General features: G+C 57.1%; 12 protein-coding genes. 1 reads left to right on the plus strand and 11 read right to left on the minus strand.

Annotated features, from left to right (window positions below; genetic code table 11):
- Positions 1-19: 19 nt before the first annotated feature.
- From nqrE to OQ287_RS05565, 6 genes are all read right to left on the minus strand, one after another.
- Positions 20-640 (minus strand): NADH:ubiquinone reductase (Na(+)-transporting) subunit E, encoded by a 621-nt coding sequence (nqrE, locus tag OQ287_RS05540; protein ID WP_250937508.1) that lies wholly within the window; start codon positions 638-640, stop codon positions 20-22.
- The gene (locus OQ287_RS05545) at positions 640-1,308 is read right to left on the minus strand and encodes an NADH:ubiquinone reductase (Na(+)-transporting) subunit D (protein ID WP_250937510.1); all 669 of its coding nucleotides are present in this window, start codon (positions 1,306-1,308) and stop codon (positions 640-642) included. Before OQ287_RS05545 ends, nqrE begins: the two co-directional genes overlap by 1 nt.
- Positions 1,309-1,310: 2 nt before the next feature.
- On the minus strand, positions 1,311-2,093 hold the full coding sequence (locus tag OQ287_RS05550; RefSeq protein ID WP_250937512.1) for a Na(+)-translocating NADH-quinone reductase subunit C: 783 nt from the start codon (positions 2,091-2,093) through the stop codon (positions 1,311-1,313).
- The gene (locus tag OQ287_RS05555) at positions 2,093-3,328 is read right to left on the minus strand and encodes an NADH:ubiquinone reductase (Na(+)-transporting) subunit B (RefSeq protein WP_250937515.1); all 1,236 of its coding nucleotides are present in this window, start codon (positions 3,326-3,328) and stop codon (positions 2,093-2,095) included. The genes OQ287_RS05550 and OQ287_RS05555 overlap by 1 nt, the downstream gene beginning before the upstream one ends.
- Positions 3,329-3,331: 3 nt before the next feature.
- Entirely contained in the window at positions 3,332-4,678 is a 1,347-nt protein-coding gene (locus tag OQ287_RS05560) for a Na(+)-translocating NADH-quinone reductase subunit A (RefSeq protein WP_250937517.1), read from the minus strand.
- A gap of 286 nt (positions 4,679-4,964) precedes the next feature.
- A complete protein-coding gene (locus tag OQ287_RS05565; protein ID WP_265895795.1) occupies positions 4,965-6,410 on the minus strand; it encodes a glyceraldehyde-3-phosphate dehydrogenase in 1,446 nt (481 codons plus the stop codon).
- Positions 6,411-6,880: 470 nt separating this feature from the next.
- Here OQ287_RS05565 and mfd point away from each other — a divergent pair, with 470 nt between their 5' ends.
- Positions 6,881-10,351 carry a transcription-repair coupling factor gene (gene mfd / locus OQ287_RS05570; RefSeq protein WP_265895796.1) on the plus strand — a complete coding sequence of 1,157 codons (3,471 nt, stop codon included), beginning with the start codon at positions 6,881-6,883 and terminating at the stop codon, positions 10,349-10,351.
- Between the two features lie 78 nt (positions 10,352-10,429).
- On the opposite strand, the gene OQ287_RS05575 is transcribed toward mfd, so the two are convergent.
- Genes OQ287_RS05575 through OQ287_RS05595 form a run of 5 tightly spaced genes read right to left on the minus strand, consistent with a single transcriptional unit; the run spans position 10,430 to position 14,767 of the window.
- Complete coding sequence (locus OQ287_RS05575) at positions 10,430-11,185, minus strand: S-methyl-5'-thioinosine phosphorylase (RefSeq protein ID WP_265895797.1); 756 nt, start codon at positions 11,183-11,185, stop codon at positions 10,430-10,432.
- 26 nt (positions 11,186-11,211) lie between these two features.
- Entirely contained in the window at positions 11,212-11,796 is a 585-nt protein-coding gene (locus OQ287_RS05580) for a hypoxanthine-guanine phosphoribosyltransferase (protein WP_407658241.1), read from the minus strand.
- Positions 11,789-13,042 carry a mechanosensitive ion channel family protein gene (locus tag OQ287_RS05585; protein ID WP_265895798.1) on the minus strand — a complete coding sequence of 418 codons (1,254 nt, stop codon included), beginning with the start codon at positions 13,040-13,042 and terminating at the stop codon, positions 11,789-11,791. The genes OQ287_RS05580 and OQ287_RS05585 overlap by 8 nt, the downstream gene beginning before the upstream one ends.
- A 25-nt stretch (positions 13,043-13,067) precedes the next feature.
- Positions 13,068-14,105 carry a beta-N-acetylhexosaminidase gene (gene nagZ, locus OQ287_RS05590; RefSeq protein ID WP_265895799.1) on the minus strand — a complete coding sequence of 346 codons (1,038 nt, stop codon included), beginning with the start codon at positions 14,103-14,105 and terminating at the stop codon, positions 13,068-13,070.
- Entirely contained in the window at positions 14,102-14,767 is a 666-nt protein-coding gene (locus OQ287_RS05595) for a TetR/AcrR family transcriptional regulator (protein ID WP_250937529.1), read from the minus strand. The genes nagZ and OQ287_RS05595 overlap by 4 nt, the downstream gene beginning before the upstream one ends.
- Positions 14,768-14,807: the final 40 nt, after the last annotated feature.

Below are 14,807 nucleotides of genomic sequence, written 5' to 3' on the forward strand. Positions count from 1 at the left end.
CGTTCTAGTTGTAAGCGTCTTAAAGCTGAATGCCTGAAAACGACATAAAGCCAAGCGACATCAACCCTACTGTCAGGAAGGTGATACCCAGCCCCTGCAGGCCGGCCGGCACATCGCTGTACTTGAGCTTTTCACGAATACCAGCCAGAGCAGTAATCGCCAACGCCCAGCCAACTCCGGCGCCAGCGCCATAAATCACTGATTCACCGAAGTTGTAGTCGCGCTGCACCATGAAAAGCGAGGCCCCCATGATGGCACAGTTCACCGTAATCAGCGGCAGGTATACACCCAGCGCGTTGTAAAGTGCCGGCACGAACTTGTCGAGAAACATCTCGAGGATCTGAACGATCGCCGCGATAACGCCGATATAGCTCAACAGCCCCAAAAACGTCAGATCAATGTTTTCTGCCCCTTCAATACCTGTCCATGACAGGGCACCCGCCTTGAGCAGATAGTTCAGGATCAGGTTGTTGACCGGCACGGTAATCATCAGTACCACGACAACGGCGATGCCCAGCCCCAGCGCCGACTGCACCTTCTTGGATACGGCCAGAAACGTACACATGCCGAGGAAGAAGGCCAACGCCATGTTTTCAACAAATACGGCCTTAATGAACAGACTCAGATAATGTTCGAACATCAGACAGCCTCCTGCGCTCGAGTATTGGCAGTAATCTTGAAGTCCGCTTCTTCAACCTGTTCCGGATTCCTGCTTCTGATCGCCCAGATCATCAGGCCGATCACGAAGAAAGCCGATGGCGGCAGCAGCATCAAGCCATTGGTGACGTACCAGCCACCGTCCTTGACGGTATGCAGAAGGGTGTACCCCATCAAGGAACCTGAACCAAACAGTTCACGCACCGCACCCACTACCAGAAGAACAAAGGTATAGCCCAGACCGTTGCCAACACCATCAAGGAAGCTCATGCCCGGGCCGTTCTGCATGGCATATGCCTCTGCACGCCCCATGACGATACAGTTGGTGATGATCAGCCCCACAAATACCGACAGCTGCTTGGAAATTTCATAGGCATAGGCGCGCAGCACCTGATCCACCACAATAACCAGGGAAGCAATGATCGTCATTTGCACGATGATTCGGATCGACGACGGCATGTGGTTACGGATCAGCGAGACAAAGAAGCTGGAAAAGGCAGTAACGGCAATAACCGCAAGCCCCATGACCAGCGACGTCTGCACCGAGTTGGTAACCGCCAGCGCCGAGCAGACCCCAAGGATCTGCAGGGCAATCGGGTTGTTTTGAAAAATCGGCGTCGTCAGGACGCCCTTCGGCGTATCAGCAGCCATGATTATGCTCCTTGAGACGGATCACGAAAACGTGACAGGTAGTTGGCAAATCCTTGATCGCCCAGCCAGAACTGCAATAGCTGAGTTACACCACGGCTTGTCAGTGTGGCACCGGACAGGGCATCCACCTTGTTTTCGGCATTGGGCGTCTGCGCGTCGACGCCGCCCTTCACCAGACGAATAACAGGCGTCATGCTCTGATCAGCATAGACCTGCTTGCCATCCCAGAGGGCTTTCCACTTGGGGTTGTCAACCTCTCCTCCAAGCCCGGGAGTTTCACCCTGCTGGTAAAAGGACAGACCCACGATCGTGTTGCCATCGCCCTTGAGGGCCAGATACCCGTACATGATGGACCACAGCCCCTGGCCACGCACGGGAAGGATGATCTGATCCGGCCTGGCCGGGTCGCCCACCAGATACACGGTGGCAAAGTTTTCGCGACGACCGATACCGGCCGGATCATTCCCGCCCAGTGAACGGGATGTCGCCGGATCAGCGGCTGCCGCGAACTGATCAAAGGTCTCCGGATCAAACTTGTCGGAGTATTTGCCCGTATCCAGATTTACAACACGGGGAGTAATGTGACTGAACTGCTCCGCCACGCTATCACCCGGCTTGTAGAGCTCGGCCACCTGCAAAATATTGGTCTTCCGATCAAGTTCCTGGTTGGTCTGCTGGATCGGTCGCAGCGCAACGGCCGCGGCCGATACCACTACCGAACATACAACGCACAGGGAAAAAGCCACAATCAGCGTTTTCTTGATGGAGTTGTTATTACTGGCCATCAGGCTGTCTCCTTACCGGCTGTCGCAGTAGCAAGCCGCTTCTGACGACGCTTGACGTTGGCCTGAACCACAAAATGGTCCATCAGAGGGGCGAACAGGTTGGCAAACAGGATTGCCAGCATCATGCCTTCAGGGAAGGCCGGGTTCACCACACGGATCAGCACCACCATGATGCCAATCAGAGCACCGAAGGCGAGCTTGCCCTTGTTGGTCATCGACGCCGATACCGGGTCTGTTGCCATGAAAATCATGCCGAAGGCAAAACCACCGATTACCAGGTGCCAGTACCAGGGCAGTACAAACATCGGATTGGTTTGCGAACCAATCAGGTTGAACAGCGTGGCTGTCAGTACCATACCCAGAAATACGCCCAGAATGATCCGCCAGGAAGCAATGCGGGTCCACAGCAGAACCGCCCCACCGATCAGAATCATCAGTGTGGAAGTCTCGCCCATCGAGCCCTGAATGAAACCGAAAAAGGCATCACTCCAGCTCATCTGCTGCTGCAGCTGTGCCATACCACCCTGAGCCGCCGTGGAAAGTGCAGTCGCACCGGAGTATCCATCGACACCGGGCACCCATACAGAGTCACCAGACATCTGAGCCGGATAGGCAAAGTAGAGAAAGGCACGGCCTGTCAGCGCCGGATTGAGGAAGTTCTTGCCTGTACCGCCAAAAACTTCCTTGCCAATGACCACACCAAAGGTAATCCCCAGTGCCACCTGCCACAGCGGCGTTGTCGCCGGCAGCGTCAATGCAAACAGCACTGACGTTACAAAGAAGCCTTCGTTGATTTCATGGCCGCGCTTGACGGCAAACAGTACTTCCCAGAAACCACCTACCGCAAAGGTAATGAAATAGATCGGGATGAAATAGGTGGCGCCGAGCACGAAGTTGGCCCAGATACTTTCCGGATCGTGCCCACCGGCCAGTGACATCGTGACCGCGTCACGCCAGCCCGACAGCGCCGAGACGCCCTCGGTCAGCAGTGCTGTATTGGCCTGAAGTCCGGCGTTGTACATGCCGAAGAACATGGCCGGAAACGTACACATCCACATCGTGATCATGATGCGCTTGAGGTCAATCCCGTCACGCAGATGAGAAGTTGACCGCGTTACGCTGGGTGGCGAGTAGAAAATGGTATCTACCGCTTCATACAGCGCATAGAACTTTTCGTACCGGCCACCACTATGGAAATGAGGCTCGACCTTGTCGAGAACCTGTCGAATGCCCATTTATTAAGCCTCTTTCTCAATTGTCGCGAGATTGTCACGCAGAATGGGTCCGTACTCGTACTTGCCGGGGCATACGTAAGTGCACAGGGCGAGATCTTCTTCATCCAGCTCAAGACATCCCAGCTCCATGGCCGACTCGATATCCCCGACGATCAGCGAGCGAAGCAGCTGGGTCGGCAGAATATCAAGCGGCATGACGGTTTCGTAGGCACCTACCGGTACCATGGCGCGCTCGGAACCATTGGTGTTGGTAGTAGGCCGGTAATCTTTCAGCCCGGTAATGCGGGACATGTATATGCCCAGTACGGAGTGACGCTTGGCACCCGGTGACAGCCAGCCCATGAAGCTGTGCTTGTCGCCCTCTTCGATCAGGGATGCCTGGGTATGAAAACGTCCCAGATAATGCTCGGCGCCGCGCGCAGTACGACCACCAAAGACAGACCCCGAGATCACCCGCGTATCATCCGGCTTGATGATTTCACCCTGCAGCAATTCCTCAAGGCTCGCTCCCAGGCAGGTACGTATCAGACGGGGCTTCTCGGCACGCGGGCCACCAATGGCAATAACCCGTTCGCTGTTCAGCACACCACCATGAAACAGCTCACCGATGGCAATCACATCCTGATACCCGATATGCCAGACCTGTCGATTCAGGCCAACCGGAGAAAGAAAGTGAATATGTGTTCCCGGCAACCCGGCAGGATGCTTGCCGCCAAAGGAGGCATAGGACACATCCTTCTCGTCTTCACCGGTTCGACCGTCAGGCGCCTTGCAGACGATAACGCGCCCTGAGGTCAACCGCTTGAGTACGCGCAGCCCTCGCTTGAAGGCACCGGCACGTTCATCAATGATCACACTCGGATCAGCCGAGAGCGGATGCGTATCCATGGCGGTCACGAAAATATCGGCCGGCTCGGAGGTTAACGCAGGCACACGCGAGAATGGACGGGTACGGAAGGCCGTCCATAGACCGGATGCCACCAGTTGCTCTACGGCCGCATCCCGAGACAGGGAGGCAAGCTGGTCATCACTGTAGGCAGTGAATTGTACCGGCTCCATTCCCTGGTCCTTGCGGATGACCACAGACAACAGGCGCCGTTTTTCTCCGCGGTTGATTGCCACGACCTCACCCGAGGCAGGGGCGGTATACATGACGCCGTCGGTTTTCTTGTCCGAAAAGAGCGCCTGACCCAATGCGACCTTATCGCCTTCACGTACCAGCATGGTGGGCTTCATGCCCACATAGTCACTGCCGAGAATTGCTACGTGACGGACATCACGACCGGTCTCGATGCGCTGCTCCGGCGCACCGGCGATCGGGAGGTCCAAGCCTCGCTTGACTTCAATCATAGTCTCGCTCAATTGTCGGTTCTGATTTTTGTGCACGGTATAGCGGGAGGAAAGCATGCTCGAAAAGCACTGTCACAGATAATCACACCCGGCGCTGGCGCGGATGAAACCCGATATCGTTGTTAATCAGATGGTTGTTGCGAAGACCCGAGATAAACGAGCCCGATAAAAACCGGATTATTATAAAGAGGGAACGCTCGAAAGGCTATCAATCCCTAAACCGGGTTACAAACACAAAAGCCCTTTTAGACTAAAGTCTAAAAGGGCTTGCACCTGAAAGGTATGATCAGGCAGGCAGCTCGATCAACTTCTGGCAGGCCATGCGCTGAACAAGGCGCGTTACCTGACAGCTGTAACCGTACTCATTGTCGTACCACACATACAGCACGATCTGGCGCCCTTCCGCGATGGTAGCCTCGCCATCGACAATCCCGGCATGCCGATTACCGACAAAATCCGATGACACTACTTCCGGTGAGCACACGTAATCGATCTGGTGGCCAAGCGATGAGTGGATGGAAATATCGCGAAGGTAGTCGTTGAGTTCGGCCCGATCGGTTTCGCTGGCCAAGGTAAGATTAAGAATGGCCAGCGATACATTGGGGGTTGGCACACGAATGGCATTGCCGGTCAGCTTGCCATCAAGCTCGGGCAGCGCCTTGACAACCGCCTTGGCTGCACCGGTTTCAGTGATGACCATGTTAAGTGCAGCACTGCGCCCGCGTCGCTCGGCCTTGTGAAAATTATCGATCAGGTTCTGGTCATTGGTGTAGGAATGCACCGTCTCAACATGACCATGCTCGATCCCGAAACGATCATTCAGCACCTTGAGCACCGGTGTAATCGCGTTGGTCGTGCATGAGGCCGCCGAGATGATGTCATCACCGTCAGTCACGCTGTCATCATTGATACCCATGACGATGTTCTTGAGATCGCCCTTGCCCGGTGCCGTCAGCAGCACCTTCGCCACACCCCTGGCTTCAAGATGCTGCGCCAGTCCATCGCGATCACGCCACTTGCCGGTATTGTCCACGACAATGGCATCATTAATGCCGTAATCCGTGTAGTCGATGGAGGACGGCGAGTCGGCATAGATTACCTGCACTCGATGTCCATTGACGATCAGCGCATTGCTGTCTTCATCCAGAGCAATCGTGCCCTGAAACGGGCCATGAACAGAATCACGACGCAGCAGGCTGGCACGCTTTTCAAGGTCACCTCCGGCGCCACGTACCACGATGGCTCGCAGGCGCATCTGGCTGGCATCACCGGTTTCAATAATGATACGTGCCAAAAGGCGCCCGATGCGGCCGAACCCGTACAGCACCACATCCTGCGGCGACTGGACCTTGCGCGCTTCAGCGTCATGGCGACCAACGACCGGTGCAAGCTGCTGTTTCAGGAATGCCAACGGGTCGCTGGCCCCTTCACGCTTGAAACGAACGGCCAGCTTGCCCAGATCGATCTCGGCAGGACCAGGCGCCAGTTCGAGCAGACGCTTGACCAGCGGGAACGTATCGCGCACGGTCAGCTCGGTGCCCTCCACCTTGCGAACAAAGCGGTGATCCTTGAGGATCCGAATGACTGATTGGTGGGCCAGGGGGCGTCCATAAATCACCGGAATAACCTGGTATTCGCGATACAACCTTCCCAGCAGAGGAATCATTTCCTCGGCCAGTGCCTCATTTGACTGCCAGACCTGAAAGCACTGGTCATCCGGTCCACGACTCATGGCTTGCCTCTCCTGAAATATGAATTCTCTCTCTCGACACCTGTTCTCGCCTGAAGCGCTTATAACCCAGGGTTATAGCCTGCTTGTGAACGCAGCATTGGCTCCAGCAGCGCCCCGCATGGGCGGAACGCAAAAAAACGTGGAAAACAAGCAACGGGCGCATTATCCGTATTCGTTATAACGGCGACAACCACGGCGTAGTCGACCCCGGTGTAACACGACTACACGAGAGCCCCTACAACAGCGCCCTGCAAGGCCCCTTCGACGGCACTTCAGTCACTGAACTACAAGAATCCTTCAGCCTCGGAGCCGGACCATACCGGGCATTTACGCCGGAAGAACTGCCCCTGTCGCTCTTCTACCTTTAAACTACACTCCAGCGTCTCCACGTTATGTCCTGCTGTCCGCGCCCGGTGTCGGCACAAAAGGCTTCAATCGTTCACGCACACAGTCAAGGCGGTTATTTCCTCGTGACAGATATCACCTACAGTCCGTTTTCTCCCCCGAGTCCTGCCTCACGGGACAAGACCTGCTACTGGGGCCCGCTTGATGGCAGTGCCAGTGCCCTTGCGCTATTTCACTGGGCAGCCCGACACCCCGGGCCTTCCGTCGTCATTGCCCCGGATACCGCCACTGCCCAGCAGCTTGAAAACAACCTGCGGTTCTATGCCGGTCATGACGCTGCCATCACCCTGTTTCCGGACTGGGAAACGCTGCCTTATGACAGCTTTTCGCCGCATCAGGACATTGTGTCCGCCCGACTCAAGCTATTGAATCAGTTACAGGTCGGCTTTGATGGCATAGTCATTGTGGCTGCCAACACCCTGATGCAGCGGCTGCCTCCTACCGGTTACGTCGCCATTCAGGCCATGACCCTGACCCAGGGACAAACGCTGGACCGCGAGCATTTTCGCCACCAGCTTCACAAGGCCGGCTATCGCGCGGTTGAAACCGTCTACGAGCCGGGTGAATACGCCTTCCGCGGCGCCATTATTGACCTCTATCCGGTCGGGAGCGAGGCACCTCTGCGCATTGATCTATTCGACAATGACATCGACACGCTACGCACCTTCGATCCGGACACCCAGCGCTCCATCGACAAGGTGGAGCAGGTTGCCCTGCTGCCTGCCCATGAGTACCCGCTGACTACGGAAGCCATTGCCAGATTCCGAGAACAGTTCGAGACCCGCTTTGATGTCGACCCGCGGCAATGCACGCTTTATGTAGATGCTCTGCGCGGCATACCGGCCCCGGGACTTGAGCAGTACCTGCCCCTGTTTTTCGAACAGACATCCATGCTGTTTGACCACCTGCCGGCCGACACACCGGTAGCCCTGCTTGATGGTGTCTTTCAGGCCGCAGAAGCCCACTGGCACTCCATCACCTCACGCTTTGAAAACCTGGGGGTGGATCCGACGCGCCCTCTCCTGCCACCCGCCGACCAGTTCGTGCCGGTAGCTGAGCTTTTCAAGCTCATCAATGAGCGTCCACGGGTGCAGATGACATCGGCAGAACACCCTCATGCCCAATTCTTTGCGACACGCGCCCTTCCGAACGTCGCCATTGATGGACGCAGCACTCAGCCCCTGAAGGCTCTGCAGGAGGCCCTGGCTGCCCACCCCGACCAACGCGTCCTGCTGGTTACCGAATCCCTCGGGCGCCAGGAAGTCCTTCAGGAAACCCTGACACCCCTCAAACGCTCGATCGTTAATGTATCAGGATGGCAGGACTTTCTGGCCTCGGATGCATCACTGGCCATGACCCATGGCTCACTGGACACCGGCACCTGGATCGACGGAGCGTCCTCGCTTCTGGTATTGAGCGAGACCGAACTGTTCGGGGACATTGTCCGCCAATCCCGACGCCGGGAGCGTGTCACTGATGACAACGAAATGGCCGTGCGCCACCTTTCCGAGTTGCAGGAAGGCTCACCGGTAGTACACCAGCAACACGGAGTAGGGCGCTACCTGGGGCTTGAAACGATCACCACCGGCGGACAGCAGGCAGAGTTTCTGACGCTGATGTATGCCAATGAGGCCCGCCTGTACGTGCCGGTAGACCACCTTCATCTGATTTCACGCTATTCAGGCGCCAGTGATGACAGCGCGCCACTGAACAAGCTGGGTTCGGAGCAGTGGAGCAAGGCACGACGCAAGGCGGCCGAGCGCATCCGTGATACCGCCGCAGAGCTACTCGACGTCTATGCGCGGCGTGAAGCCCGCGAAGGCTATGCCTGTCAGCCGCCGGGCGAGGAATATGCCCGCTTTGCAGCTAACTTTGCCTTCGAGGAAACGCCGGATCAGCGCCATGCCATTCACTGCGTTATCGATGACATGACCGCCCCGAAACCCATGGACAGGGTGGTATGTGGCGATGTGGGATTCGGAAAAACCGAAGTGGCCATGCGCGCCGCGTTCCTGGCAGTCCACTCCGGGCGCCAGGTCGCGGTACTGGTGCCAACCACCCTTCTGGCACAGCAGCATTACGACTCGTTCATCAACCGATTTGCCGAAACAGCGATCAATATCGAGCTGATTTCACGCTTCACCACCGGCAAGACCCTGAAAAATACCTTTGAACGCATCAATGAAGGGCGCGCTGATATCGTAATCGGCACACATCGTCTGCTGGGCCGTGACCTGAACTTCGATAACCTTGGCCTGGTCATCATTGATGAAGAACACCGCTTCGGGGTATCCCAAAAGGAACGCCTCAAACAGCTGCGAGCCGAAGTCGACATTCTGACCCTCACCGCCACCCCCATCCCCAGGACCTTGTCCATGGCGATGAGTGGCATGCGTGACATGTCGATCATTGCCACCCCCCCGGCCCGGCGCCTGTCGGTCAAGACTTTTGTTCAGCAGCGTAATGAAGGAATCCTGAAGGAAGCGATCCTCCGCGAACTACTGCGTGGCGGTCAGGTATATTACCTTCATAACGAAGTCAAGAGCATCGAGACCACCGCAGAAAAACTGCGTGAACTCATACCTGAAGCTCGTATCGGCGTAGCCCACGGCCAGATGGCCGAACGCCAGCTTGAACACGCCATGTCCGGGTTCTATCACAAGCGGTTCAATATCCTGATCTGCTCAACCATCATCGAAACCGGCATTGATGTACCCTCCGCCAATACCATCATCATCGAACGCGCCGACAAGTTCGGCCTGGCGCAGCTGCACCAGTTGCGGGGGCGCGTAGGCCGCTCGCATCACCAGGCCTACGCCTACCTTCTGACCCCTCCTCCTCGACAGATGACATCGGATGCCAAAAAGCGCCTGGAAGCAATTTCCCAGGCCGAGGATCTGGGCGCCGGATTTACTCTGGCCAGCCACGACCTTGAAATACGAGGCGCCGGCGAGCTGCTGGGAGATGAGCAAAGCGGCCAGATCGAAACCATCGGATATACACTGTATATGGAAATGCTTGATCAGGCCGTATCCGCGATCAAGGCAGGCAAGACACCCAATATCGAGCAGCCCCTCAATGACGGGGTGGATATCAACCTGAACGTTCAGGCATTACTGCCAAACGACTACATGCACGATGTGTCTCAGCGCCTGATGATGTACAAGCGCATCAGCAACGCGCGCAACGATGCCGAATTGCGCGAACTACAGGTAGAGCTGGTTGACCGGTTCGGATTATTGCCGGAGTCAGCCAAGCACCTGTTCCGGCAGGCAGCACTTCGTCCACGGGCCGAGCGGCTCGGCATTACGCGCATCGATGCCTCGGAACGGGGCGGCCGACTGCAGTTCAGCCCTCATACCGAGGTGGACCCCATGACGCTGGTCAGCCTGATCCAGAAAAACCCATTGATCTACAAGTTTGATGGCGCCAGCACCCTGCGCTTTGAACAGGATCTGAACACGGCTGAAGCCCGCTTCAATGCCGTGGAAGCCCTGCTGAAGCACCTGAATGCCAAATCGGCGGCTTCGGCCTGATGGCCTGTGACCACCAGCCGACATGCGGTACAAAAAAGCCCGGCCAACAGGCCGGGCTTTTTCACGAAGGTATATCAATCACGATTCAAGGTCAGGTACATCCGAGCAGACCAGAAGATGCTCCAGAAGCCCTCGCGCCTGAACCATGGCGCCTTCAAGAGCGGCCTCGATCTCGGCCATGGTGATTTCGGCATCCGTGACGCCCGCAGCAGGATTGACCACCAGAGAAAGACAGGCATATTCCAGTGCCAACTCACGTGCCAGCGCCGCTTCCGGCATACCGGTCATGCCCACCAGCGTACATCCATCGCGAGCAAGACGACTGATTTCAGCGGCTGTCTCAAGTCGCGGCCCCTGAGTTGCGCCGTAAATACCACCATCCACTACGGATAGCCCCTGATCACGCCCGGCCTGCAGCAGCGCCTCACGCAGCCCGGCGCTGTAAGGCCATGAAAAATCAATATGTTTCAACGGCTTGAAGCGCCCATCAAAGAAGGTAGCTTCACGATCATGGGTATAATCCACCAACTGGTCAGGCACCACCAGTGTGCCGGGCGCCAACAGCGGATCAATTCCACCCACCGCATTGACACCTACCACACGGGTAGCCCCGGCCTGCTTCAGGGCCCATAGATTGGCACGGTAGTTGATGCGATGCGGCGGCAGCTTGTGAGGATGGCCGTGACGCGCGATGAACAACACGTCACGCCCGTTAAGCCGGCCATGGGTTACCCCGTTGGAGGCAGTGCCCAGCGGTGTTTCACTTGAGAAATGTCCAACAATATCAAGGCCCGGCATTTCCGTAAGCCCGGTACCACCAATGATGGCCAGCATGACGTTTTCCTGTAGCAGCGTGGGGCTTACATCCCCTTGGGTGCAAAAATGCCCGGCGCGTTACGCCAGTAGCCCTTGTAATCCATTCCAAATCCGAACACATAGCGGTCTTCGACTTCAAGGCCGCAGAAATCCGCCTTGAGCCCCGGCACTGCCTTCCTGTCATGGCGCTTGTCAACCAGCACGGCACTGGACACACTGCGCGCTCCGGCCTCATGGCAGTACTTGAGAATGGCGGCCAGCGTGGTCCCCTCATCCAGAATGTCATCGACAATCACCACGTGACGCCCGGACATGGGGACTTCAGGCGAGACACGCCAGAACAGCTCACCACCCCGGGTACGACCGCGATAGCGCGTCGCGTGCAGGTAATCCACCTCAAGTGGAAACCCGAGCCGCGTCAGCAGATGACCGGTCGTGATCAGCCCGCCATTCATGACACAGTAAAAGACCGGCAGCTTGTCACCCAGCTGCTGCTCAAGCTGCTGCGCCATGCTGTCCAGAGCGGCTTCCAGCTGTGATTGAGTCACAAGACAGTCCGACTGCTCCATCAGGGTACGCATGTCCATGTAATGACGTTCATGGTCCGGGGTAAGATCGTTATCAGGCATCATCGGCATCTTGCTGTGAAGTGGTCGAATCATCCGGCGCCTCGCTGCCCTGCCCGCCACGCTGGCGATCACGAGGGGAAGAAGAAGGCGCGGATGGTGTAGAACCGGCCATCTTACTTGAATCGGAGCGCTCAGGCATCTCGACAGCCACATTCGAGGCCATCTGAATCCTTGAAACAGGCAGCGCCAGCGCTGCACCATGCTCCTCGACAATATCACGCACCTTCAGCAGGACATGCTGCTTGATTTCGTGATAATGCTGCCAGTCCGTTATCTCGGTGAGCGCATACACCATGATGTCCAGCGAGTAGGGGCCAAAGCCGGTGAGCTTGACCGTGATCACGTCATTGCGATCAATGCCGTCCAGGTTATTAAGCATCTCATCGATGTCATGTGTTATGGCATCCACCACACCGGCATCCTCGTAACGGATGCTCAGGGTTTCCCAGATCCGCCGATTGGTCATCCGACTGGGGTTTTCAACCACGACCTGGCTGAAAATTGCGTTGGGAACATACAACAGCGGCCCGGGAAAGGTTTTTATCCGGGTCAAACGCCACCCGATGTCCTCGACCACCCCTTCGATGTCACGATCCGGCGAGCGTATCCAGTCTCCCACCTTGAAGGGACGGTCCACATGCACCACCATGCCGCCAAAAAAGTTGGCCAGCAGGTCCCGTGCGGCAAAACCTGCCACCAGCCCACCAAACCCGCCAAAGGCCAGCACTCCGGAAATCGACACACCCAGCACATTCAGCGCACACAGTACCAGTATGGTCAGAAGCACTGCGCCAAATACCTTGGTCAACGCATCAGTGGTGGTTTTTTCCAGCGCTCGGCCCTTGCTGTTACCGGGGGGAAATACCATGCGCCGCTCGATGCGCCCGATAAATCGCCAGCCAAGCCAACCGATCAGCACCAGCGTCAGCAACTTGCTGACCATGGGCGCACGCTCGGTCAGCCAGCTCTGGTCAAAGTGAAGCCCCACGGTCATGACAATGATGGTTAATCCCACCAGCCATACCCATGCGCGCAGCGGCGCACGCACAGCGGCCACCAGCACATCGTCCCAACGATTGGGGGTGGCTTTCAGGCGACGCTCAAGGGGCTTGAGCGACAGCCAGAATACAAGGTCCACCAGTATGGTCAGCCCCAGCGCGATCAGCGGCGTAACAAGCCAGTCCGGCACTCCTACCTTGTCTATCCAGCCCCGGAGCTCGTTGATTATCGAAAAGAAACCATCCATGCCATCCATCCCGCCTGCTCAAGCATTATTGTTGTCTCTCGGCGAGCTCGCACATGGCAGCCAACCGCGCATGAATCTTGCGCCATCGACCAAGGGCTTCCAGCGCCTCCAGCGAAGGGCGGGCCCGGCCGAACCGTAGACGGGACAGACCGCGACCGCCCAGCTCACGCCCCTCGAAGCCGGCAACCGCCTGGCGAGCGCCGTCAGGATCATTACATATCAGTACCATGTCACAACCTGCTGCCAGTGCCATTTCCGCGCGTGCCAGCGGTGTACCGGCGCCGTGCGCCCCTTTCATGGACAAATCATCGGAAATCACCACACCCTTGAACCCCAGGCTTTCCCGTAAAAGCCCCAGCCAGCTTGGCGAAAATCCGGCGGGCCGGTCATCAAATGCCGGATAACAGACGTGTGCCGGCATGATGGCGGTCAAATGCGGCGCCAGATGCCTGAAAGGCACCAGATCGATGGACTCGATTTCCTTGAAGGACCGATCATCTACCGGCAGGGTCAGATGGGAATCCAGTGCTACATGACCATGCCCCGGAAAATGCTTGCCGACACTGGCCATACCGGCTTCACGCAACCCTTCGATGAAGGCTCCGGCCAGCGCAGCCACCATATCGGGGTCATCGGAAAAGGCGCGGTTGCCGATGGCCGGGCACCGGTCGCTGTCAACGTCCAGAACCGGCGCGAAGGAAAAATCAACCCCGACAGCGGCCATTTCCATACCAAGCAGCCAACCGGTATCACGCGCCACACTCACCGCTACAGTTTGCCCTTCCCGTTGTGCAAGCTGCCCGAAACCTGCCATGGGCGGCAAACGGGTAACCCCCGTCACCAGCCGTTGAACTCGCCCCCCCTCCTGATCAATGGCAATCAGAAGTGCCGGATTGACCTGTCGAATCGAGGCACACAGCTCACGCACCTGGAAGGCGTCATCAATATTTCGAGAAAAGAGGATGACACCCGCCACTGCCGGCGAGGCCAGTAGCGTCGCCTCCTCGTCAGTCAACTGCGTACCGGCGATATCGAGCATGACCGGGCCAATGGATAACGTCATAAGGAAGTCTCTTGAGAAAAGGGGCTAATGGCTGCGGAGTCCGTAGAAGGTGCCTGCAGAGTGGCCAGCACCATTGGCCGAACCTGGCCGGCCAGAGCACGTACGGGCATATGGCCGGTTTCACCGGGATGCATGCCGCGCAGAGTATCCAGACTGGACAGGGTAAACACGATCGATCCCAGTAGAAAATGCAGGCGCCAGAATCGATCTTCACGCCGCAGCCTTGGAGTTGCCTGTGTAACCAGATCAATGAAGTCGGCAAACAGTGGACGATAATGATCCTGCAGGTACTCGCGCAGATTCGGTTGATGGCGGGTATAGGCCATTCCCAGCAACTTCATGAACACGCGAAGATCACCGTGAGATGAGGAGGTGTTGAGCGCGCAGTGAATCAGGGTATCTATCAGCACATCCAGAGACGGCGGCGAATCAGCTTTCAAACGCTCCAGAGCGGCGCCAAACAACTCGGCGAACGGATCGAAATGGCGCGCAAAGACCGCTTGGATAAGGGCCGTCTTGGAACCAAAATGATAATTCACTGCCGCCAGATTAACGTCGGCCTTGCGCGTGATCACACGCAACGAGGTTTCGGTAAACCCGTGCTCCACAAAGAGCGCCTCGGCGGCATCGAGGATCCGCTCCGAAGTAGTTGTCTGCTCCATATGTTCTTTTCCGTCCTGTCACCCTTGAATGTTGCTTGGC

It is taken from the genome of Larsenimonas rhizosphaerae (assembly GCF_026240105.1).
In the GTDB taxonomy this organism is placed as follows: Bacteria; Pseudomonadota; Gammaproteobacteria; order Pseudomonadales; family Halomonadaceae; genus Larsenimonas; species Larsenimonas rhizosphaerae.